The organism is Mesorhizobium sp. M1D.F.Ca.ET.231.01.1.1, assembly GCF_003999155.2.
Classification (GTDB): domain Bacteria; phylum Pseudomonadota; class Alphaproteobacteria; order Rhizobiales; family Rhizobiaceae; genus Mesorhizobium.
Map to the genome: position 1 here is coordinate 127,022 of NZ_RZOZ02000007.1, position 19,973 is coordinate 146,994.

Annotated in this window: 40 protein-coding genes and 1 tRNA gene; 31 read left to right on the plus strand and 10 right to left on the minus strand. The window is 63.0% G+C overall.

Features of this window, described 5'->3' with window-relative positions:
• Positions 1–7 precede the first annotated feature (7 nt).
• From EN874_RS19650 to EN874_RS19675, 6 genes are all read right to left on the minus strand, one after another.
• Entirely contained in the window at positions 8–325 is a 318-nt protein-coding gene (locus EN874_RS19650) for a hypothetical protein (RefSeq protein ID WP_127426630.1), read from the minus strand.
• Between the two features lies 1 nt (position 326).
• The gene (locus EN874_RS19655) at positions 327–935 is read right to left on the minus strand and encodes a hypothetical protein (protein ID WP_127426629.1); all 609 of its coding nucleotides are present in this window, start codon (positions 933–935) and stop codon (positions 327–329) included.
• A gap of 150 nt (positions 936–1,085) precedes the next feature.
• Complete coding sequence (locus EN874_RS19660; protein ID WP_127426628.1) at positions 1,086–1,601, minus strand: hypothetical protein; 516 nt, start codon at positions 1,599–1,601, stop codon at positions 1,086–1,088.
• Positions 1,601–2,221 (minus strand): GcrA family cell cycle regulator, encoded by a 621-nt coding sequence (locus tag EN874_RS19665; RefSeq protein WP_127426627.1) that lies wholly within the window; start codon positions 2,219–2,221, stop codon positions 1,601–1,603. Before EN874_RS19665 ends, EN874_RS19660 begins: the two co-directional genes overlap by 1 nt.
• Positions 2,218–2,814: a hypothetical protein gene (locus EN874_RS19670; protein ID WP_128261494.1), complete on the minus strand. Its 597-nt coding sequence runs from the start codon at positions 2,812–2,814 to the stop codon at positions 2,218–2,220. The genes EN874_RS19665 and EN874_RS19670 overlap by 4 nt, the downstream gene beginning before the upstream one ends.
• Entirely contained in the window at positions 2,814–3,218 is a 405-nt protein-coding gene (locus tag EN874_RS19675; RefSeq protein WP_127426625.1) for a hypothetical protein, read from the minus strand. The genes EN874_RS19670 and EN874_RS19675 overlap by 1 nt, the downstream gene beginning before the upstream one ends.
• 251 nt (positions 3,219–3,469) lie before the next feature.
• Here EN874_RS19675 and EN874_RS19680 point away from each other — a divergent pair, with 251 nt between their 5' ends.
• The gene (locus EN874_RS19680; protein WP_127426624.1) at positions 3,470–3,712 is read left to right on the plus strand and encodes a hypothetical protein; all 243 of its coding nucleotides are present in this window, start codon (positions 3,470–3,472) and stop codon (positions 3,710–3,712) included.
• A 138-nt stretch (positions 3,713–3,850) separates the two neighbouring features.
• Complete coding sequence (locus EN874_RS19685) at positions 3,851–4,099, plus strand: hypothetical protein (protein WP_127426623.1); 249 nt, start codon at positions 3,851–3,853, stop codon at positions 4,097–4,099.
• Positions 4,100–4,104: 5 nt separating this feature from the next.
• Here EN874_RS19685 and EN874_RS19690 read toward each other — a convergent pair whose 3' ends face one another.
• The gene (locus EN874_RS19690) at positions 4,105–4,347 is read right to left on the minus strand and encodes a helix-turn-helix transcriptional regulator (protein ID WP_245513798.1); all 243 of its coding nucleotides are present in this window, start codon (positions 4,345–4,347) and stop codon (positions 4,105–4,107) included.
• 95 nt (positions 4,348–4,442) lie between these two features.
• Here EN874_RS19690 and EN874_RS19695 point away from each other — a divergent pair, with 95 nt between their 5' ends.
• The 29 genes from EN874_RS19695 to EN874_RS19820 all read left to right on the plus strand — a co-directional run bounded on the left by EN874_RS19695 (position 4,443) and on the right by EN874_RS19820 (position 18,718).
• A complete protein-coding gene (locus tag EN874_RS19695) occupies positions 4,443–5,021 on the plus strand; it encodes a helix-turn-helix domain-containing protein (RefSeq protein WP_127426622.1) in 579 nt (192 codons plus the stop codon).
• Between the two features lie 365 nt (positions 5,022–5,386).
• Positions 5,387–5,530, plus strand: a complete 144-nt coding sequence (locus EN874_RS33750) for a hypothetical protein (protein ID WP_168247683.1) — start codon at positions 5,387–5,389, stop codon at positions 5,528–5,530.
• Positions 5,530–5,721 carry a hypothetical protein gene (locus EN874_RS19700; RefSeq protein ID WP_127426621.1) on the plus strand — a complete coding sequence of 64 codons (192 nt, stop codon included), beginning with the start codon at positions 5,530–5,532 and terminating at the stop codon, positions 5,719–5,721. Before EN874_RS33750 ends, EN874_RS19700 begins: the two co-directional genes overlap by 1 nt.
• The gene (locus tag EN874_RS19705) at positions 5,718–5,921 is read left to right on the plus strand and encodes a hypothetical protein (RefSeq protein ID WP_127426620.1); all 204 of its coding nucleotides are present in this window, start codon (positions 5,718–5,720) and stop codon (positions 5,919–5,921) included. The genes EN874_RS19700 and EN874_RS19705 overlap by 4 nt, the downstream gene beginning before the upstream one ends.
• Entirely contained in the window at positions 5,921–6,226 is a 306-nt protein-coding gene (locus tag EN874_RS19710; protein WP_127426619.1) for a hypothetical protein, read from the plus strand. The genes EN874_RS19705 and EN874_RS19710 overlap by 1 nt, the downstream gene beginning before the upstream one ends.
• On the plus strand, positions 6,223–6,396 hold the full coding sequence (locus EN874_RS33755) for a hypothetical protein (protein ID WP_168247682.1): 174 nt from the start codon (positions 6,223–6,225) through the stop codon (positions 6,394–6,396). Before EN874_RS19710 ends, EN874_RS33755 begins: the two co-directional genes overlap by 4 nt.
• Positions 6,393–7,334 carry a YqaJ viral recombinase family protein gene (locus EN874_RS19715; protein ID WP_168247681.1) on the plus strand — a complete coding sequence of 314 codons (942 nt, stop codon included), beginning with the start codon at positions 6,393–6,395 and terminating at the stop codon, positions 7,332–7,334. The genes EN874_RS33755 and EN874_RS19715 overlap by 4 nt, the downstream gene beginning before the upstream one ends.
• Complete coding sequence (locus EN874_RS19720; RefSeq protein ID WP_127426617.1) at positions 7,321–8,091, plus strand: hypothetical protein; 771 nt, start codon at positions 7,321–7,323, stop codon at positions 8,089–8,091. Before EN874_RS19715 ends, EN874_RS19720 begins: the two co-directional genes overlap by 14 nt.
• Positions 8,092–8,122: 31 nt before the next feature.
• Positions 8,123–9,376, plus strand: coding sequence for a recombinase RecT (locus EN874_RS19725; RefSeq protein WP_127426616.1), 1,254 nt, complete (start codon positions 8,123–8,125; stop codon positions 9,374–9,376).
• The gene (locus EN874_RS19730) at positions 9,373–9,687 is read left to right on the plus strand and encodes a hypothetical protein (protein WP_127426615.1); all 315 of its coding nucleotides are present in this window, start codon (positions 9,373–9,375) and stop codon (positions 9,685–9,687) included. Before EN874_RS19725 ends, EN874_RS19730 begins: the two co-directional genes overlap by 4 nt.
• Complete coding sequence (locus tag EN874_RS19735) at positions 9,684–10,040, plus strand: hypothetical protein (RefSeq protein ID WP_127426614.1); 357 nt, start codon at positions 9,684–9,686, stop codon at positions 10,038–10,040. Before EN874_RS19730 ends, EN874_RS19735 begins: the two co-directional genes overlap by 4 nt.
• Before the next feature lie 391 nt (positions 10,041–10,431).
• The gene (locus tag EN874_RS19740; protein ID WP_245513806.1) at positions 10,432–10,665 is read left to right on the plus strand and encodes an acyl carrier protein; all 234 of its coding nucleotides are present in this window, start codon (positions 10,432–10,434) and stop codon (positions 10,663–10,665) included.
• Complete coding sequence (locus EN874_RS19745) at positions 10,662–10,913, plus strand: hypothetical protein (protein WP_127426613.1); 252 nt, start codon at positions 10,662–10,664, stop codon at positions 10,911–10,913. The genes EN874_RS19740 and EN874_RS19745 overlap by 4 nt, the downstream gene beginning before the upstream one ends.
• Positions 10,906–11,196, plus strand: coding sequence for a hypothetical protein (locus EN874_RS19750; protein WP_127426612.1), 291 nt, complete (start codon positions 10,906–10,908; stop codon positions 11,194–11,196). The genes EN874_RS19745 and EN874_RS19750 overlap by 8 nt, the downstream gene beginning before the upstream one ends.
• Positions 11,189–11,983: a 3'-5' exonuclease gene (locus EN874_RS19755; RefSeq protein WP_127426611.1), complete on the plus strand. Its 795-nt coding sequence runs from the start codon at positions 11,189–11,191 to the stop codon at positions 11,981–11,983. Before EN874_RS19750 ends, EN874_RS19755 begins: the two co-directional genes overlap by 8 nt.
• On the plus strand, positions 11,983–12,354 hold the full coding sequence (locus EN874_RS19760; RefSeq protein ID WP_127426610.1) for a hypothetical protein: 372 nt from the start codon (positions 11,983–11,985) through the stop codon (positions 12,352–12,354). Before EN874_RS19755 ends, EN874_RS19760 begins: the two co-directional genes overlap by 1 nt.
• Positions 12,341–12,754: a hypothetical protein gene (locus EN874_RS19765; protein ID WP_127426609.1), complete on the plus strand. Its 414-nt coding sequence runs from the start codon at positions 12,341–12,343 to the stop codon at positions 12,752–12,754. Before EN874_RS19760 ends, EN874_RS19765 begins: the two co-directional genes overlap by 14 nt.
• The gene (locus EN874_RS19770) at positions 12,754–12,981 is read left to right on the plus strand and encodes a helix-turn-helix domain-containing protein (protein WP_127426608.1); all 228 of its coding nucleotides are present in this window, start codon (positions 12,754–12,756) and stop codon (positions 12,979–12,981) included. Before EN874_RS19765 ends, EN874_RS19770 begins: the two co-directional genes overlap by 1 nt.
• Positions 12,978–14,105, plus strand: coding sequence for an AAA family ATPase (locus EN874_RS19775; protein ID WP_127426607.1), 1,128 nt, complete (start codon positions 12,978–12,980; stop codon positions 14,103–14,105). The genes EN874_RS19770 and EN874_RS19775 overlap by 4 nt, the downstream gene beginning before the upstream one ends.
• Complete coding sequence (locus EN874_RS34850; protein ID WP_281061446.1) at positions 14,102–14,230, plus strand: hypothetical protein; 129 nt, start codon at positions 14,102–14,104, stop codon at positions 14,228–14,230. The genes EN874_RS19775 and EN874_RS34850 overlap by 4 nt, the downstream gene beginning before the upstream one ends.
• 63 nt (positions 14,231–14,293) lie before the next feature.
• Positions 14,294–14,482, plus strand: a complete 189-nt coding sequence (locus tag EN874_RS19780; protein WP_127426606.1) for a hypothetical protein — start codon at positions 14,294–14,296, stop codon at positions 14,480–14,482.
• Positions 14,483–14,549: 67 nt separating this feature from the next.
• Positions 14,550–15,182 (plus strand): J domain-containing protein, encoded by a 633-nt coding sequence (locus EN874_RS19785; protein WP_245513797.1) that lies wholly within the window; start codon positions 14,550–14,552, stop codon positions 15,180–15,182.
• A complete protein-coding gene (locus EN874_RS19790; protein ID WP_127426605.1) occupies positions 15,179–15,478 on the plus strand; it encodes a hypothetical protein in 300 nt (99 codons plus the stop codon). The genes EN874_RS19785 and EN874_RS19790 overlap by 4 nt, the downstream gene beginning before the upstream one ends.
• Complete coding sequence (locus tag EN874_RS19795; RefSeq protein WP_127426604.1) at positions 15,475–15,981, plus strand: hypothetical protein; 507 nt, start codon at positions 15,475–15,477, stop codon at positions 15,979–15,981. Before EN874_RS19790 ends, EN874_RS19795 begins: the two co-directional genes overlap by 4 nt.
• Positions 15,981–16,355, plus strand: a complete 375-nt coding sequence (locus EN874_RS19800; protein ID WP_127426603.1) for a hypothetical protein — start codon at positions 15,981–15,983, stop codon at positions 16,353–16,355. Before EN874_RS19795 ends, EN874_RS19800 begins: the two co-directional genes overlap by 1 nt.
• Positions 16,352–16,864, plus strand: a complete 513-nt coding sequence (locus tag EN874_RS19805) for a hypothetical protein (protein WP_127426602.1) — start codon at positions 16,352–16,354, stop codon at positions 16,862–16,864. The genes EN874_RS19800 and EN874_RS19805 overlap by 4 nt, the downstream gene beginning before the upstream one ends.
• The gene (locus EN874_RS19810) at positions 16,861–17,361 is read left to right on the plus strand and encodes a hypothetical protein (protein ID WP_127426601.1); all 501 of its coding nucleotides are present in this window, start codon (positions 16,861–16,863) and stop codon (positions 17,359–17,361) included. Before EN874_RS19805 ends, EN874_RS19810 begins: the two co-directional genes overlap by 4 nt.
• The gene (locus tag EN874_RS19815) at positions 17,361–17,606 is read left to right on the plus strand and encodes a hypothetical protein (protein ID WP_127426600.1); all 246 of its coding nucleotides are present in this window, start codon (positions 17,361–17,363) and stop codon (positions 17,604–17,606) included. Before EN874_RS19810 ends, EN874_RS19815 begins: the two co-directional genes overlap by 1 nt.
• On the plus strand, positions 17,606–18,718 hold the full coding sequence (locus tag EN874_RS19820) for a tyrosine-type recombinase/integrase (RefSeq protein ID WP_127426599.1): 1,113 nt from the start codon (positions 17,606–17,608) through the stop codon (positions 18,716–18,718). Before EN874_RS19815 ends, EN874_RS19820 begins: the two co-directional genes overlap by 1 nt.
• 67 nt (positions 18,719–18,785) lie before the next feature.
• On the opposite strand, the gene EN874_RS19825 is transcribed toward EN874_RS19820, so the two are convergent.
• From EN874_RS19825 to EN874_RS19835, 3 genes are all read right to left on the minus strand, one after another.
• Positions 18,786–18,861: transfer RNA gene (locus EN874_RS19825), tRNA-Phe, on the minus strand.
• 195 nt (positions 18,862–19,056) lie between these two features.
• Positions 19,057–19,278 (minus strand): DNA gyrase inhibitor YacG, encoded by a 222-nt coding sequence (gene yacG, locus EN874_RS19830; protein WP_127426598.1) that lies wholly within the window; start codon positions 19,276–19,278, stop codon positions 19,057–19,059.
• A complete protein-coding gene (locus tag EN874_RS19835) occupies positions 19,275–19,901 on the minus strand; it encodes a Maf-like protein (protein WP_127426597.1) in 627 nt (208 codons plus the stop codon). The genes yacG and EN874_RS19835 overlap by 4 nt, the downstream gene beginning before the upstream one ends.
• Between the last annotated feature and the right edge of the window lie 72 nt (positions 19,902–19,973).

The following is a 19,973-nucleotide window of genomic DNA, read 5'->3' on the forward strand; positions in this document are numbered from 1 at the left end:
TGCGTCCTCATGCCGGCACCCCGTCGACACGGCGGACGATCGGCGCGAAGTGTTGGCGGAAGATGTCGAGCCGCTTGTCGTCCAGCGGCATAAAGGAGCGGTTGTCAAAGACCGGTTCAAATGGGCCGGTCGGGCTCGGCTGTTCCGGATTGCAGATCTCCTCGAAGCGGAGGAACAGAACTGATCCCAGGAATACCCTCGACCGGATTCTATAGACCCCGCCTTTGCGGGGCAGCGTCATCCCTTCTGGCTCTTCTCCCGGCATGTTGTACTGCCAGTTTTCGTCGATGCAGGCGACGAGCCGGCCGACGTGATAGTCGTCCATTTCAAAACCTCTCCGGCATTTCGGATTGTTGGTATCGGCGCTTCAGCTCTTCGGCCTCGCGCTTGCGGCGCTCGCTGGCTACGAAGAGGTCGTCGACCGGCTGGGTGTAACGAGGCGCCGATGTGCACTCGACGTAGGACCACACCGCCAGGGCATCGCTGCGGTCGAAGGACTGATCTTCGTCGTCCTTCTCGATCCAGCCCAGTGCCCGACACTTCGCCATAATCGCGGACTTCTGATCGCCACGACCCATGCCGACGAAATGTTTCTTGACCGACGCCTGGTTGACGCGGGTGTGCTGATAGACCTTCAGCTGAAAGGCCATGAACTCAAGAACGGCTGGCAGGCCGAGGAGGATGGTTGCGGTCTGGATGTTGGTCTGCCCTTGGACGAAAGAGCCGGGTAGCGGCGCCTCAATCGCGAGGAGGTCGACCGGATGCTGATCGATGAACTTGGTGATCCACCGGCCGGCACCCGAGAAGATGGCGCCGCGCGACGAGTTGTCCTTCGCGCACTCGATCGAGCCTGAGATCGGCTTCGTCCCGGCGGCGCCGTAGGCGTACCCCAGACGGCGTGCAGCATCGATCGCGAGAATGCGTGGTGCAGACATCCCAAGTCCTCACGCCCATTCGGGCTTGATTGAAGCGACCGCTGCTCTCCCGGTCTGGTCACGCCGAAGGTGTTGCGCTGTTGCTCGGGAGGCCTTGGAAGGCTTTGACCCTCACGCTGGGAACACGACGTCTGCCCGCTGCCTCAGAACTCAGTGCTTCGCGCCGGCGCCGTCCCATTCCTCTTTCGAGGCGCCGGCGCGGACCGCGTTGACGACGGCTGCTGTGGTTTCATCCTGCTGCCCGCCGTCTTCTTCATCGTCATCGGCGTCCTCACGGCTCACCGCGGCGGCGCCGAGGCCGAAGCTGGCGAAGTCGTCGCCGAGCGCCTGGCGGATATCGACGGCGAACTCGCGGTCGTCTTCTTCCAAGCCGTCGATCTTGTTTTCGGCGCGTTCCGCCAGCGCCTCCGACTTCCGGCGAAGCTTCTGCGCATCGGTGATCGCGCGGATGACGCCCTTGTTGACGCCCTGCTTCTTGGCGTCTTCCAGGATGGATTTCTGATCGTCGTTGGCGATCTTCTGGATCGCTCGCTTCTTCGCCTTGAAGTCGGCGTCGAGAACGCGGAGCTTCTCCTCGCGGTCCTGCTCGATGCGGTCGAACTCCTCGATGAAGGACGCCGCCTCGCTTGGTGTCGCGCGGTTCGGCCTTTCATGAATTGCAGTCATCAGCGGATCCTTTCTGCCGAGCGAAGGCTGGCGCGTTGACGGATGGTGGCTGGCTCGTAGGCAAGCCGGCTGTGGTACCGGCAGTAAGGGCTGGTCTCGGCGGTATCGTTGCCGCAGAAGTGGAAGCCTTCGACGAGCGGGTCGCCCTGCGGCCATCGACAGGTTTTGTCGGTGAGCTGCATCAGATCGAACTTCAGTGATGCCGGAGCGTGGCTGGTCTCAGCGCGGACGCGGATCGGTTCGCCGGCGACGAGATGCGCCGGCAGTCCTGGTGACGCGGCGCGCTGCTCGGCGCGCGCCTTCAGGTCATTGTGGTGCGGATTTTTGGCACCGCGCCAGGAGACGACTTCGGCCGTCCTGGCGGTGCGCTTCGGCGGTCGTGGCTTTGGCGCCAATGACGGACCGGCGGCGGCCTTGCGCCGGCCGGTCTTGCCCTTCCGTTGCGCGCCACCGCCAAGCTGCAGTTTTAGGCGATGGATGCGGCCGATCGCGGCGGAGCGGCTGCAGTTATAGAAGCTGTTGGAGATCTGCTGGGCGGTGAAACCCTGCGCGCAGAAGTCAGCGAGAAGGCGATCACGCTCAGCCGCTGAGATCGTCTTCCAATCTGGGAGATCGCTCATGTGACCGACCTCCAATTTTTCCCGGAATGGATCTGGCTAATGGCAGACTTGCTGACGCCGTACATCTCGGCGATGCTGCTCAGAGGTGCTTGGCCTTTAAGCTCCCGAATTTCGCGAACAGCATTGCTGGTCAGTTTTGACCAAGAAGCCTTGTCACCTTCCGGGAAAGTTCCATGCTCGCGTCGGTCAGCTAGATTGTCGGCCGTAGTTTTCCATGAGATATGGCCCTTGGTGACGCACGCGAGGTGGCCCTTGCCACACGAGTGGGCGGCCTCATGATCGGGCGTTGGTGGCGGACCATTGACGCGCTCGCAGACGAGCCGAGAAACAACCTTTCCCGCCAAATTGGCATAGCCAAAGCCTAAACGCGCAAATGGCCATATCAGGCACTCGTCGCCTTCGTAGGCAAGCACCACCTCATCGAGATATCGACGGGGATCGCCGTTTGGCGTCCGACCTGCGAGAGGATCGCCATTTCGCCTCCATCGGCCGTAATGAGCAAGGCACCATCCACGTCCGCGAGCGGGCTTCGCGCAGCCATCAATCGCGCAGGTTGCCACCTGACTGTTGTTCACCTTGGTGACGACGCTCATCATGCGTCCTCACCTTCTGGGCCTTCCGCCCTATTTTGCCGGCCAGCCACAATATCAGCCAGCCTAACCAGCGCCGGATGGGCATTCGTTGCCTTCCTCTTTTCCTCGTACGCGGCGTCCGCCTTTGCATCGAACTCAGCCCAGTAGGCTTTGAACACCGACATCCAACGGGAGACCTTCATCTCCCTCGCCGGCCTGTTCCAGCACTGGAGTATAACAGAGGCATCGACATGATGCCGGGTCTGAAGCCGGTGAGCGGCGGCCTCGATAGTATCACCAGGCCCGCGATGCTCCTTTTGCAGGAGTCTTTTGGACATCCGCTTGGCTTCCTGGCCGAGCCATACCGGGTCGTCGATGTGCGTTACATGCATCTTGCTACCCACGCCACGACTCTTGTCACGCATGACATGCTTCCTTCGCTACTTCTGCTGTCGGGTACTACAGCGAAGCCCGAATTGAGCGGGTTGAACGTGGACCTCTTGGCGCACTGCAATGCGCTGGCAGGTCGAGGAGTTTGGGAAAATGAACAAGCGGAACGGAAAGAGAGGTGGGCCACCACGCCAGGATGCGAAGGCGAGGGGCCCACCAAGCCGGCCAGGGCGTGCCGGCGAGCGCGCCGGGGTAGGGCGCGCGAGCTGGAAATGGAGAGGAAGACATGGCGAAAAGAACTCAAGTCCCCTTCACCGAGCCGGTGATCATCCCGTGTCTGTTCGTGAGCGGGATAGCGACTGAATTCATGCCGACATTTGTCCGCATCATCGGCTGGGTCGAATTGCCGTCTCTTCCCAATGAGCCGCACGAAAAACGCATCATTTCGCGTCTTGTGCTGCCGACGGATGTCGCCCGAGAACTTGTTGCTGCGCTGCAAAACGGGCTGCCGGCCAGACCCAACAATTGAAATATTTATGAGCGAGAAACCATCGCGATGGATCGCCTGTTGATAACTCGAAAGTTTATTTGCAGCCGAAGTATTGGTGATGCGTGATCCCCTCAGCCGGCAACCAGGCAACAACCGCCGGCGGGCAAGGGAGCAATCATGAGACTTACAGAACCAGCCGTCGTAGCAGACATCTTTGCGTCTGGCCTCGGGCGTATCGACATCCTCAACGGCGGGTTCGCTCGTTTCGTGATGTACGTGGAAAGACCGAGAGAGGACGGATCGATCGAATATCGGGTCGTCGCCAAATTCGTGATGCCGCTGACCGCGATACCCGATGCGATCCTGCAGACGACTAAGGCCACAGCGATCAGCGCGATGGGGTTCACCGAACCGGCATACAACTGAGGCGCTCATGCTGCGGCCTCTGAATTGGCCGCAAGCCACTCGCGGCGCGTCATGTGCAGATCTTCGAGCGTGACGCGACCGCCAGTGATGGCGACGATTTTGTCGGCGAGCGGTACGTCCACCGGCGACTCGCCGGTCTCGACCCGTTGTGCGCGGCGAGAAGGATTTGCCCCGCCACCAAGGCCGAGATCGTCAGCCAGCTGCTTCAGGGTTTTGCCGTGCGCTGCGCGCCAATCGCGGAGTTTCATGGCTCGGATCATTAGCACGCGATGCTAAGCTTCGCAAGGGCGGATTAGCACGGCGCGCGAATTACAATCTTAGCACGGTGCGCTATGATGCTTAAGTGACGACAAACATTGCAAAAATCCGCGACGCCAAAGGCATCTCCCAAGTCCATCTAGCGGAGAGGCTCGGTATGCATGTCACCAGCCTCAACCGTCTGGAACGAGGAAAGACCAACCCTTCGACGACTCGTCTTGCCCAAATCGCACGCGAACTGAATGTGCAGGTCGCAGAACTTTTTGCGGATGAACCGGAGGACCACGGCACGGTTCGCCTCGTCGGCTATGTTGGGGCCGGCGCCGCCGCCAGCTTTTACAACCACGATCACGGCGAACTCGATCGCGTAAACGCTCCCGCTGATGCCACTCTCGATACTGTGGCCGTCGAGGTCAGAGGGGACAGCCTGGGGCCGCTATTTGATCGATGGCTGGTCTACTACGACGATGTCAGATCACCTGTGACAACCGACATGTATGGCAAGCTATGCGTCGTCGGCCTTCCCGATGATCGCGTCCTCGTGAAGCGAATCAGGCAATCGCGCACGCCGGGCTTCTTCCATCTGGAATCGAATACGGAACCGACGATTCTCGATGTCCAGATCCTGTGGGCGGCTAAGGTAAAGGCGATGGAACCTCGCTGACATCGCCGATCTAAATTCCTTTTCCAGGGTGGTTGACAACGTCGAAGCGCGCGGTTAGACCGCGCGCGCTTCCCGCGCTCGGTTGGAGATTATCTCTAACCTTCATCGTAGAGCTCTACGTTAGACGAATCGCGATTTCGCTCGACGATTCCGTGTCCCGCTACATCCTGCAACGTTGATGTGTCCCGCTACATCAGAAGGTTGGCTGAACGCCAACCTTGATGCTGAGCCATACGAATCGGGATTAGCGTTTGCGCGCGCGAGGTAGGTTTGCCCGCCAACAATCATTAGCATCGAATGCTAAGTTTCCTGTTGCATGCCGTTAGCATCGCGTGCTAATGGTTCGGGGCATAGGAGCAATCCACATGCCCACCAACGTCCATTCCTTCCCCGAAATCGATCGGCTTCGCGCCGAGATCGTAGCTGAGCAGGCGCGCCGGCAGCGTATCGCCGTCATCGCGCTCATCGCCCTGATCGGCGTCGGCGTCCTGATCGCGGGGATCCTCTGATGCCAAGGCACCCAGAGACCCTCCATGAGCAGCGCCGGCGCTGCGCCTATGTCGCCGCGCTCGAAAGCGTTGAGCCCATCGAGACTGCGTTCGACCGCGTGGTGAACTGGCTGGCGGAGCATCCGCGCTTCACCGCCGCGTTGATCTGCATCGTTGCGCTGGCACCGCTCGCTCTGGAGGTGCCGAGGTGAGCAACCTCCCAACCATCGATGCTCCATCCATCGCCCCAACTCTCGACGATCTCCGCCGCGCGCTCGACCACGCGGAAACCGAGCTCGCCTGTGCCGACATGATCGACAACCAGGCGCGGCGTGTCGCCGAGACAGAACGCTGCCGCCGGCGTCGTGACGACATCAAGGCCCAGATCGCCCGCATCGAGGAGAGCTTCTGATGTCGATCGAAGACGCCCCAGAAGGCATCCTGCGCGCCTGGGCTGATGCCGGCGTGATCTCGTCGGCCCGGTATGTCGAGGAGATGGAGCGCCGGCGCGGAGCCGCCAGGCAGACGGTTGAACCGACACCGCCCCTCGACTACGCGCTCGATCGCGAACTCGACATTCCCGGTATCGCCGTTCTCGACTTCGTCAGCGATCAGGACGACGGCATCCCAAATCCGCGGCCAGGCGCATGGCTGGTCTTCTTCTTCGTCTCGACGGTGCTCATCGCCGGCGGGCTGATCTGGAGGATCCTGCCATGAGGCTGACCGACCAGCAGCTGCGCACGCTCGCAGAGGACGCTTTCACCGTCCTGAACTGGGCGAGGCGTCTCGGCTTCAACCGAGACCGGCAGATCGATGAACTCGTCAAAACCTTCGAGGTCAGCCTCGAATACCGGCAGCCGGCTACGACGACGGAGGCGCGGCCGTGACGATCAAGATCATCCGCCCCGCCGATCGCGCCGCCTGGTTGGCCGCCAGGTCGAAAGATGTGACCGCCTCGGTCGCCGCGGCGCTGCTGTCGATTCACCCCTACGTCACACCCTACGGCCTTTTCATGGAAAAGACCGGCCGTCTGTCGCCGGATGAGGAAGAGACCGAGGCCATGGAGCGCGGCAACCTCATGGAGCCCGTTGTCGTCGCCATGATCCGGAAGCGGTTCCCGGAATGGACGGTGATCTATGAAAACGATCGAGCCTACTATCGCGATCCTGAGCGGCGCATTGGTGCCACACCGGATGCCTTCATCGTGCGCGCCGATCGCGCTGGTACCGGGAACTGCCAGGTAAAGAGCGCGTCTGAGGAGGCCTTCAAGCAATACTGGTTGGACCCCGACACCGGCGAGGTGGTGCCTCCGATGTGGATCGCTGTCCAAGCGATCACCGAGGCGCGGCTCACCGGCTGCGCCTGGGCCTGCGTGGCGCTTGTCGTCATCACCTGGCGCGGCACCTTCCAACTGCACATCATCGATATCCCGATCCACTTCAGGCTCTGGAATCGCCTCGTCGCCAAGGTCGGCGAATTCTGGGCGATGGTGGAAAGCGGCGAGGAGCCCGATCCGGACTGGCAACGTGACGGCGAGGTCGTCATGGACGTCTATCGCAGCAGCACGCCGGAGCGACGCGACCTCACGGGCGATATCGTCCTCGACGACCTGGTGCACGAATATCGCCTCGCAAGGGCGATCGAGGCCGATCAGAAGGCTCGCGCCGACGCGATGCGGGCTCAGCTCATCCGCGCGCTCGGAAATGCCGAGATCGGCGAAACCATCAACTGGGAGATCTCCGCGAGGACCTCCTCCTACCGCAACGGCTCCCAATCACGCGTCCTTCGCGTCAAACCAAGGAGAGATCTCAATGGAAGTTTCTAACGCGCCATCCATCGCCGGTCCCGGCCATAACCTGGCGACGACAGGCGACATCCTTCGCGACCGTTTCAAGCCGGAGCTCGACGAGGTCGAAGATCTCGCGAAGCGTGCCACCGCGGCAAAGAATGCCCTCATCGACGGTGCGATCGCGAACGACAATGAGCGCGACACCTTCATCTCGCTTGGCATCGAGGCGCGGAAGCTCGCGAAGAAGCTGGACGAGACGCGGAAGACGACGACTAAGCCATTGCGCGATGAGGTCGCGGAAACCAACCGCTTCTTCGACACCATCATCGTCCGTCCGGAGAACGTGCAATCCGCCTTCGAGACCATCGTCGGCCGCTACGACGCGAGAAAGCGCGAAGAGGCGAGGGCGGCAGCTGCAGCTGAGGCGCAGCGCGCCCACGAGGAGGCGAAACGCAAGCTGGATGAGGCCGCGAGCAGCGGTCACAGCGTCCTTGGTGACGTCCTCATGCAGGAAGCCGTCGACGCCGAACATCGCGCCCAAGTTCTCGTCAATGAGGCGGTGACCGCCGGCAGCGGCCCGACGCGCACGGAAGTCGGAACCGTCTCGGCGACGGCGCGCTGGACGCACCGGATCGTGGAACCGTCCAAGATCCCGTTAGAGAAGCTGCGCCCGTACATGTCGATCGACGACATCGACAAGTTCGTCAGGGCCTACGTCCGCGCCAACAAGAACACGGCGCCGCTGCCCGGCGTCGAAATCTTCCAGGACAGCAAGACTTCATTCCGCGGCTGAGCCGCGACGCCGAAGCAGGAGACGATATCTGATGAATCAGGTTGCTGAACGCGGACCACGAGAGATCGACGTCGTTCGATCTCAGTTCGCCAACATGAACGATCAATTTAAGGCCGCGCTGCCAGCCCACATCCCGGTGGAACGGTTCGCGCGTGTCGTGATGACCGCTATCCAGAACAAGCCGGAGCTGCTGTCGGCGCCGCGCAAGGATCTCTTCAACGCCGCGATGAAAGCGGCACAAGACGGCTTGCTGCCCGACGGCCGTGAAGGCGCCCTGGTGCTTCGCGGCAGCGTCAAGAAGGGCAACACCTCGATCACCTGGCAGCCGATGATTGCCGGCATTCGGAAGAAGGCGCGCAACAGCGGCGAGATCTCCACCTGGGATGCCCATTGCGTCCACGCCAACGACTTCTTCGAGTTTCAGCTCGGCGACGCCCCGCAAATCAACCACACCTACAACCTGAAAACGGAGCGCGGCGACATCACTGGCGCCTATTCCGTCGCCGTCCTGAAGGATGGCACGAAGAGCTACGAGGTGATGTCGATCAGCGAGATCCGCGCGATACGCGATCGTTCCGACGCGTGGAAGGCCTTCAAGGCTGGCTACATCAAGACGACGCCTTGGGAGACCGACGAGGGCGAGATGGCGCGGAAGACGGTGGCGCGCCGGCATTCGAAGGTTCTGCCGATGTCGACCGACTTGGATGACCTTATCCGGCGCGACGACGAGCTCTACGACATGAAGGGCGCTCAGGAGGAGGCCGCAAAGGATAAGCCTCGCTCACTCGCCGGCCGGCTCGACGCTCTCGCCAACCAGGAGATGCCGGCCGACGTCTCCGATCAGGCCGAGGATTTCACCGACATCGACCCGGAAACCGGGGAGGTCGTCGGCGATCAGCAGCCGGCCGAAAAGGACAAGAAGAAGGCCGCCGCCAATAACGAGAAAGCCGCCGAGCAGAAGAAGCCGGCGGAAACGAAATCGGATGCCGGCACTCCAGCGGCATCCGATAAGCCCGGCAAGCAGGGGGCATCTGCTGCCGAGCAATCGCCGTCGTCCGGAAAGTCCCCCCGAACCTCAGCCCAGCCGGACGACGGCGATCCCATCGCAGTGGCGACGCGCCTCGGCCGCGCCGCGTATCGCAAGAACATGTCGGAACGCGCGGTCCCGGTCGACTTCAAGCAGTCCGGCCGCGAGGCGGAGCGTGACGCCTGGATCGCCGGCTTCCGTGATGAAGCCGACAAGGATGCGCCGGAGCCTGGCTCGATCGAGGAGGACGGCCAATGATCCTGTTTCGCTTGCGCAAACCTGAGCCCAACATCGAGCTCGCCGAGGAAGAGATCGCGCCAGGTTCGCTCCTCGATCACAGCTCGCGCTCCGTCGCGAACATGCTCGACCGCTTCTCGGCGGAAGAGGCAGAGATCGAGCAGAAGATCGTCGGCCTAACGGAACAGCTCCGCCAGGTCCGCATCACCATCACCGCCTTTGAAGCCGCCGGCGCCATCCTGACCGGCGCGAAAGACGGTGTGACACCGATCCCGATTTCGACGGATCGGAAGATCGTCGGGCGGCTGGTGCCACGGGAGGTGGCCGAATGACTATCGAGATCCACGCCCACGACGTCGCCCTCTTCGCCAACGGCAGCAAGGTCGCCACGGTGACGAAACCGGGCGTCATGAAGGCGCCGTCGAAGACCGGGCCTGTCGATCGCGCCTTCAATGTCGGCGATGTCGTTCTCGTCGACGTGCGAGGCCTCGTCCTGGTGACGCCGCTGAGTTTCGCCGGCGCCACCGAGATCGCCCGCGCAGTGATCGAGAATCATCCGGGCACCGTCACGGACAGCCATTCCCTTCGCGCGCTGGCGACGGCCGTCGTCGGCTTCGCCGCCCAAGTGGTGGCGCCGGAACCGGTCAGCGCGGCCGCCGAACCTGCAGAATCGCCGGCGGCCTAAGCCTCGGCACCAACAAGAGAGATCGCCAATGTTTGACTTCATTGATCCGCATGACGGGCCGGTAGTTGTCGGGCTCGAGAAGTTCGAAACGGTCTACGCCAAAAACCAGCCGCAGTATCGTCCGCTGCGCACCTTGCCGGGCAGGCAGGGGGACAGCGCTATCGCGCGCTTGTCTCCCACCGACGCGCAACGAAAGGCAATCGCCGAGGGCGCCGACCTCTATCTCGAACTGCTGCATTTCCGTGGTCCTCTCGCGCCAAGCCTCCTGATGGTCATGAGTGAGCCGCCTGACACGGATACCTTCCGTGCGTGGTGGCGGGCGCAAACCGGCGGAACGTATCCGGTGGAACCGATAGCAAAGCCGACGGACGCTCCGGCCAGCCGAGACGGACTGAGAGACCGCATCACGAAGATCGTCGTCGATTACCTCGGCGTTGACGCCGAGAAGGTGACCGACACGGCTGGCTTCATCGACGACCTCGGCGCCGACAGTCTCGACCAGGTCGAACTCGTCATGGCGTTCGAAGAGGAATTCGGGATCGAGATTCCGGATGACGAGATGCTGTCGATCCTCACCGTCGGCGACGCCATCTCCTACGTCGGGAAGAAGGTCGCCGCTCTATGAGCGATTTGCTCGTCGAGAACCCAGCGACGACGGGAGCTTTCGTTGAGGAGCTCGCCGGCTGCGGTGTGAGGTTGCCGCTCGATGTCGGAGCCGAGCTCGGCGTCATCTACGACGCCGATGGCCGCGATGTCATCACGATCGATGTGAACAACGATCGCCCCGACGAACAGGTCGAGCTGATAGCTCGATGGATCGTCCTTGCCGTCAACACTTGCGGCGGCTTCCGCGGGGAGCGGCGCGATGGGTAGCCCGTTCTCCCGGTTCACGGATGCCGAGGTTCGCGAGATGCTTCGCGGCGCCGGCTTGCCCGAGGTGCTCGACGACGACAACGTCAGCCGGCTCGGCCTCGCCCGCATCATGACGCAGCGCGAACTGGTGCTGGACGCCTATGCGCGCCATCCCGATGTCGACGGTATCTTCGCCGCGTTGCGCGGTGCGGTGCCGAAGTCGAGCATCCGGTCCTATCTTTGCCGTGCCTATCCTCACGGCGCATGGCGCCAGCGCAGCCGCAGGGGATCGCGCCATGGCTGAGCCCTTCACCCTCATTCGGGTCACCGACACCGAGACGACGGGGCTGACCGACCCGAAAGAGCTCGTCGAGATCGGCTGGACCGATGTCCGCCTTTTCCCGACGGGCTGGGCGATCGAGAGCGGCCCGCATGCTCGCCTTGTCAACCCCGGGATGCCGATCACCGCCGGTGCCAAATCGGCGCATCACCTCTTCGACGAGGACGTCGCCGATGGTATGGCGCCCGACGAGGCGCGCGGCCTTGTCGCTGCCGGCGCCGACTTCATCGCCTGCCACAACCTCGCCTATGACGGCCCACTGCTGAAAAGCGCGAAACCCGGAATCTGCACATTCAAGTGCGCCAAGGATGTCTACCCGAACCTCGAAAGCCACAAGAACGGCGCGATCTGGTACGCGCTCGGCTTGGGTGGCGGCGCCAAGCAGATGGAGCCGGTGCACCGCGCCGGCCCCGATAGCTGGACGACGGCGCACATCCTGCTCGATCTGCTGCGCGTGCTCGCCGTCGAGACGATGGTCGATATCTCGGCAAATCCCCTCCGCCTGCTGAAGATGACCTTCGGCAAGCACGCCGGCACCCCGTTCTCCGAACTGCCGACCGACTACATCGATTGGATCGTGAACAAGTCGGACATGAAGAACGACCCCGACAAGGAGGACGTCGTCCACACCGCACGCCTGGAATGGGTGAAGCGGACGTCGGAGCCTCGGCTGCAGGCGCAGCAGCCGCCAGCACGCGAAGCGGAACCCGATCCCGACGCCTGGCGTAAGGAAATGGAGCGGGGGTTCTGATGGCCGGGGATTGGACAATCAACCGCGTCGTCTTCGCGCCCCAGACCGCCGTCGATCTCCTAAACGACATGGAGGATCGGATCCAACGCCACAACGCTCGCGTCCGCGAGTTGCTCGAGGCGAACAACCGATACCTGCAGGACGGCCGAAACTGGAAGATGATCCAGGACCTCCGCGCCGATGAAGGCAGCTCGGTCGAGATCCTCTGCGACAACCCCGACTTCAACGGCCAGCCCAACAACGCGGTGATCTGCTGCGGTGATTGGACGGACTGGCAGGGCATCCGATTCACCGGTGACACCATCGACGACGCCCTCGGCGCCGCGATGGTCGCCTACACGCAATGGAGCAGGAAAAATGCCGGAAACTGAAGAAGCCGCCGCGCCGGCGGAAGTCGACTTCGAATGGGCGATCGTGGAGATTTTCGGCCACCGCAAGCACGCCGGCAGGGCGCGAGAGGAGGAGCGCTTCGGCGCCAAGATGCTCCGTATCGACGTGCCGACGGTGGTGATCGCCGGCATCGACCTTTCCGCAGAAGCTGGCGGTGGATCGCAAACCTCGCCGTCGGTCACCGGCTGGACGACGCACTGGTACGGCGGCGCTTCGCTCTTCAGCTACACGCTGACCGATGAGGCCACCGTAATGCGGATCAACCGGCCCTATGCGTCGGCTTCCCGCTATATCGCGCCGCCACACAGATACGACGGTGATGCGGCCGAGGACATCTCTGCATTGGACGACATGGACGTCGAGGAAGAGGAGCCGTTCTGATGTCGACGAGCCTCCGCGCCCACAAGGCCGGCGAGGTCCTCGCCGCGCTCGGCGACTACCAGGTGACGACCGGCGCCGAGCTCGCCGCCACCGTCAAGGTCAGTGAGCGGACGATCTATCGCTACATCCGCCAGCTGCGCGCCGCCGGTGCCCCGATCCTCTCAGAGGCCGGCATGGGCTACCAGCTCAAGCGGGAGCGTTCGAAGCGCGAGGTCGCGCAGCCATGAGCGAGATACGCGCGTGGTCACCGCAGCAAGCCGCCGCGCTTGACGCCGTCGCCGCCTGGTACGGCAGCGGTTTGAGCCGGAAGCAGGTCTTCCGCGTGTTCGGCTATGCCGGCACCGGCAAGACGACGCTGGCGCGCCACTTCGCCGAAGGGCTGCGCGGCGCCGTCCTCTACATGGCCTACACCGGCAAGGCCGCGATGGTGATGCGGAAGAACGGCTGCCTCGGAGCCATGACGATCCACGCCACCATCTACGAGGTCGATTTTAACCACGAAACTGGCGTCAAGAAGTTCGTGCTGCGCGACGTCGACGAGCTCGCCGATGCCGCACTATTCGTGATCGACGAATGTTCAATGGTCGACGAAGAGATCGGCAAGGATATTCTCTCGTTCGGCGTCCCGGTGCTGGTTCTTGGCGATCCCGCCCAGCTGCCACCGGTAAAGGGTGGCGGCTTCTTCACCGACGCCGATCCCGACGTCATGCTGACCGAGATCCACCGGCAAGCCGCCGAAAATCCGATCGTCAGGATGGCGACGACGATCCGAGAGGGTGGCCGCCTCGACTACGGCACCTATGGCGCCAGCGAGGTGATCCGGCGCGCCGCGCTCACCCAGGATCACGTCATGAAGGCCGGGCAGGTCCTCGTCGGTCTGAACAAGACGAGGACCTCCTACAACACCCGCATGCGCGAGATCCTCGGCCGCGCCGGTCCGATGCCGGAACCCGATGATCAGCTCGTCTGCCTGAAGAACGACCGCAACAAGGGCATCTTCAACGGCGGGCTGTGGAAAGTCGTCGAGCTGCTGAAGCGCCGGAGGGGCCACCTCAATGACCATTGCGTTCGCATGCACGTCGCCTCGCTCGACTTCGAATCGACGACCCCGGTCGATATCCGCGTTCGGCAAGAATTCTTCCTCGGCCAGGGCAATGAGGTGCCTTGGAAGGAACTCAGCGGCCTGCAGCAGTTCGACTATGGCTACGCGCTGACCGTCCACAAGGCCCAAGGCAGCCAGTGGGAAACTGTCTGCCTCTTCGATGAATCCAGCAACTTCAGCACGGATCGCGCGCGATGGCTCTATACGGGCCTGACGCGTGCCGCCGAGAAAATCACGGTGGTGATGTGACCAGCAAGCACAAGCTTTGGGCGATCGCCTTCGTTTGCCTGGCAATCACCTCGATCGCCACGGATCTCCGCAAGCATGAGGGCTGCATCGCCTTCTGCACCAACATCGCGAACTCTGGACCCTGAAATCCTCGGTGTTGCCGAGGGGAAGCCGGCGCCATGCCGGCGCAGCAAGCAAGGAGCATGAAAATGGCCTCGACTATCAAGAAGGTGACGGAGTGGGCGGCGAAGCGTTCCACCAACTCGATCACGATCATCGGCAAGGATCCGAAGGGGAAGGACATCAAGATCACCGGTGTCCCCGTCATCGAAGCAGGACGGAAGGGCAGGGGTCCGATTGTCACCGACAAGCTCGGCGCCCGCTTCGAGCTGGTCTGAGGCGGGCCGCTGCTATGGACATCGCGCCCTTTCTCGCGAGGGGCGCGGTCAAGATGACGATGGTGATATGATGGACGCCCAAGCTTTCCCACTCCACTGGCCTTCCGGCCGGCCGCGCAAGCTGCCCGGCCTGCGCAAAAACGGTAAGTTCTCGACCGCTGGCCGAAATGGCTTCCAGCAGCATTTGACTGTCGCCGAAGCGCTCGCCCGGCTGCAGAGCGAACTTGACCGGATCGGCGCCCGAAACCGGATCATCAGCTCGAACCTCGAAACGCGACTCGACGGACTGCCGCGCTCCGGCCAGCCCGATCCATCAGACCCTGGTGTGGCGCTCTACTTTCATCTCCAAGGCAAGCCTCACTGCATGCCCTGCGACACGTATACCAAGACGGCGCAGAACATCGCGGCCATCGCCGCCCACATCGAGGCGACGCGCGCCATCGAGCGGCACGGCGTCTCTTCTGTCGCTGAGATGTTCACCGGCTTTGCCGCGCTGCCTCCGCCCGGCGCAAAGCGTCCGTGGCGTGATGTCATGGATTTCCAGCCACTGGATGACCCCCAGATCACGCGAGACGTGATCGAAAGCCGATATCGTCGGCTGGCCGCGCAACGCCACCCGGATCTGCCCGGCGGCTCTCACGACGCCATGGCCGAGCTCAACCAGGCCAAGGAACAGGCCCTGAAGGAGATCGGTGCATGATGCACTTCCGCCCACCACCCTTCGACCGCTACCCCGGAATCCCAATGGCGAGGAGAACGCTGGCGCGCGATCTCATCGAGCGCGTCGCCGCCTGGCACTTCCTGACCGTTGCGCAGCTCGTTGGGCCGAGAGGCCCGGCCAGGATCGCCAAGGCGCGGTTCGATGCCATCGCGGCCGTCTACGTGAACTGCCGTCTCGGCGGCCGCGCGATGACGCTTTCCGAGATCGGAAGGCTGTTCGGTGGCCGCAACCATGCGACGATTTGGGCCGCGCTGAAGGCGAGGGGATTGAGATGACCGACCCCTTCGAAGCCATCCGCGCACACGTCGAGAAGCACGCCGGCAAGGAGCGCGCCACATTCACCGTCGCCGGCGTCAAGGCGCTGCTCAATGCCGTGGACGACCTCGACCGCCGGCTGAACGAAGAGCAGATGCAGACCGCCAACAGCGGCGAGATCATCAATGATCTTAAGGCCGAGCGTGATGAGTGGCAGCGTCGTGCGGAGCGCGCTGAGAATGCGTTGCCTGGGCCGGCCGAGACGCAGGCCCACGCCAACTATGTCGAAGGACTTCGCGCCCGCGCCGAAGCCGCGATGGTGGATGGATGGCAGCCAACCCACCAGCACCTGAAGCGCCGCAGCCTCTATCGATTCGTCGGCGCCGCCAAACTGCAGACGTCTGTACCGCTGTCTGACATGGATGCGATGGTCGTCTACCAGGCTGAAGACGGCAGCTTCTGGGTACGCCCTGATGTCGAGTTTTACGATGGGCGCTTCCTGCTCCTCGCGGGAGAAGACTGATGGTCGCCTATTCCTTCAAACCTCGCTTCGTCGAGCCGATCCGCACCGGCACCAAGCGACAGACCATTCGCGCCGATCGGAAGCGCCATGCGCGCGCCGGCGAGCAGCTGCAGCTCTACACCGGCATGCGCACCAAGCATTGCCAGCTGATTGGCCGCTCCGAGTGCCTAAGCGTCTGGCCTGTGACGCTGATCCTGCGCGAAGTCCACAGCGTAGTGCTAGATGGCTTCCGCGGGATCTACGGCGATCTCGACGGCTTCGCGCGTGCCGACGGCTTCAAGGACTGGGCTGAGCTCGCCGGCTTCTGGAGCGCTAACCACCCGGGCGTCGAGATCTTCGACGGCGTACTGATCCGCTGGGGTGATCTCGCATGACGCTCGACGCCATCCGCTCCCGCCTCGTCGCCGGCGACATGCTCCACATGCAGCTCGTCGAGGGCCAACGCATCTGGTGGTTTGAGGATCCGTGGGAGCAGATCGCCGATGGTATCGCCGACCGGCTGAAGGCCGCCGGCGAGATCGTCGAGCTCGGCGACAGCCTATTCGGGATCACTGGCAACTCGCAATCCTGGGTCATAGGGGGGGGCGTGGCTGATCGCATTCGCTGCCTGATCCCGTACTGCCGGCGCACCAAGCGCGCGCTGCCGGATCTCGTCACCGTCGATCGAGGCGGTTACGACGCCGGCGATACCGTCACGACCGACATCGCCGAGGAGTGGATTTGCCACGATCACTGGCGTGCCGTTCCGCCGGCGACGCGCCGACTGTTGGCCGCCGCCAGGCGGAAGGTCAAGCGCGTCAATACGCTGACCGCACTCCTAGTGTTCTCGCGCGTCTGGCGGCGCGCGAAGCGGCAGGCGATCGAGGGAGCAGCCGGGATATGAAGCCGCAGATCGTTCACCGCTATACTATCCCGCTGCAGACCGTCATCGAGCAGCTGATCGGCAAGGAAGCCACAAACGGCGAGGGTTTCATAGTCGATGTCGATGGTGACGACCTCGTCGTCGACATCATCGAGCCGGCCGGCCTCAGAAGCGCGGCGCCAGAACCAACCTTGGAACCTACCTTCCAAGAGAAGTCCCAGGGTTCAGAGGCCGACGAGCCCTCCAACGAGGCGGAGAAAATTAACACGTCCGACAAGCCGAAGGGTGGCGCGCTCGCACAGCGCGCCGGCATGATCTGTGGGGAGCGTGTATTCCCAAAGTTTGTCACTGAGACCTATGGCGTGCACTTCCAGCCTCCGGCGGTCGACCATGTCGCAATATGGCTTCGCTCCGCCTGTGGCGTCGAGAGCCGCGCCGAGCTCGACCACAACGACACCGCCGGCGCGATCTTCCGGGAGATCGAGAGCAAATTCCGGTTGTGGCTGGATGGCTGGTGATGGCACGACGCCAGATCGACCTACCTCCAACCCTCGTCCCGATCGGCCTCAGCCGCATCGAGGCCTCCGCCTTCATCGGCGTCAGCGCTTCGCTATTCGACGAGATGGTCAAGGACGGCCGCATGCCAAAACCGAAGGCGATCAACAGTCGGACCGTCTGGGATCGCCGCGCCATCGAGCGCGCATTTGACTTGCTGCCCGGAGGCAGCGACGATGGAGGAGGAGAGTGGGACGTCGAGACCTGATGCCCAGGAAATTCGCGCAAAAGTACATCGTCGAGGATCGCACCGACGGCATCCTCCGTTTCTATTTCCGGCGCGGTAAAGCGCCGAAGATCCCGCTTCCCGGGGTTCCTGGCACCGACGAGTTCAACGAGATCTACTACAAGGCGCTGAGGGGCGAGATCGAGCCGAAGGCCAAGGGCGGACCGCAGTTGGCTGCCAAAGGCACGTTCCGCTGGCTCTGCGAGCAATATTACGCCTCGGCAGAGTTCAAGCACCTCGATCCCGCCACTCAGCATGTCCGACGCGGCATCCTCGAGCATTGCTGGGAGGAGCCGATCAAGCCGAAATCGACGAAGCTTGTCGGTGATATGCCGCTCGCTGCGTTCACCGCGAAGGTGGTGCGCATGTTGCGCGATCGCAAAGCCGATTTGCCGGAGGCCGGCAACGGCCGCGTCAAGGCGATCCGCCAGGTCTTCAAATGGGCGATGGAACCCGCCGTCGATCACGCGCAGTCAAACCCCGCGCGCGATATCGCCTACTTCAAGGCGACCGGCGATGGCTTCCATTCGTGGACCATCGAGGAGGTCGAGCAGTTCGAGGAGCGCCATCCGATCGGCACCAAGGCGCGTCTCGCGCTCGGCCTGCTGCTTTACACGCTGCAACGCCGTAGCGACGTCGTGCTCTTCGGCAAGCAGCACGTCCGCAACGGCGTGCTGAAGTTCACCCAGCAGAAGAACAAGCGCCGCAAAGCGGTCTCGCTTGAGATCCCGATCCATCCCAAGCTGCAGCACATCATCGACAGCAGCCCTTGCGGCGATCTCACCTTCCTGGTGACCGAGTTCAACAACCCATTCACCGCCAACGGTTTCGGCAACTGGTTTCGCAAGCGCTGCGATGAAGCAGGGCTGCCCCACTGCAGCGCGCACGGGCTTCGCAAGGCGGGCTCAAGCCGCATGGCGGACCGCGGCGCCACCGAGCATCAGATCATGTCGGTGACCGGCCACCAGACCTCAAAAGAGGTCAACCGGTACACGAAAGCGGCGCGCCAGAAGGTGATTGCAAGGACCGCCGTCAAGCTCCTCGCCGACGAGGAATCGGTCGACGAATCGGGAACAAAAGTGTCCAGAAAATAGGGTGGTGTGAAAAGGCTGGACACTTTTAGCCTCTAACTATTTGATTTTGTTGAGGCGAAAAAGGCGATGGTGCCCAGAGGCGGATTCGAACCACCGACACGCGGATTTTCAGTCCGCTGCTCTACCAACTGAGCTATCTGGGCCTGTGCCGGCTAACGGGATCGCCCGCCGGGTTTCACCGGAACGCCGAACGGCGCCCCTGAAAGCGCGTGGGTTATAGCACGGGAATTCGGCCTGTCCAGCGCTTAGGTGTCGATTTCGTTGGGAAAGAAAAATCGCCGGAAAACAAGGGTTCGTCGCTGTGCCGACTTCACCCGTGTGCCCGCCTCGCTTGCTGTTCACTCTTCGTCTTTGGGCGCCGCGCCCTGCTGCGGGGCTTCGTCGTCTTCTTCCTCATCGTCGCGGCCGGGGATGACATAGGCGCCCTTCAGCCAGCGATTGAGGTCGATGTCCTTGCAGCGCGCCGAGCAGAACGGATAGTGCTCGCGAGCGGAGGGCTTGCCGCATTCAGGGCAAGGCCGCTTCGGTCGGAGCGGCGTGACCTTATCGTCCAGGCTCATGGCCGCGAAGCGTGCCAGTTCTTGTGCGCCTTGAAGCCCTCGCCGGAAAGCAGCGCCACACTCTCATAGAGCGGCAGGCCGACCACGTTGGTGTAGGAGCCGACCAGCTTGACGACGAAGGAGCCGGCGAGCCCCTGCACGGCGTAGCCGCCGGCCTTGCCGCGCCATTCGCCCGAGGCGACATACGCGTCGATCTCCTCGCGCGGCAGCCGCTTGAAGCGGACTCGCGTCTCCACCAGCCGCTGCCGGAGCTTGCCGCCCGGGGTGATCAGGCAGATGCTGGAATAGACGCGATGCGAGCGGCCGGAAAGCAGGCCGAGGCAGTTGACGGCGTCGTCGATCGTCTCGGCCTTGGGCAGGATGCGACGCCCGACCGCCACCACCGTATCGGCGGCGAGGATGAAAGCCGGCGCGTGGTCGTCTTCGCTTTTCAGCGAAGCCAGCGCCTTCTCGGCCTTTTCCTTGGAAAGGCGCTTGGCCAGCGAGCGCGGATGCTCGGCGCGTAGCGGCGTCTCGTCGACATCGGCGGGCAGCACGCGGTCCGGCTCGATGCCGGCCTGCTGCAACAGCTCGATGCGGCGCGGCGAACCCGAGGCAAGCACGAGCTTCTGCAAATTGCTCATGTGAACATGATGCCGAACAGTGTGAAGCGGTTTTCGGACGACATCATGCTCCACTCTTGATTTGGAGCCTGG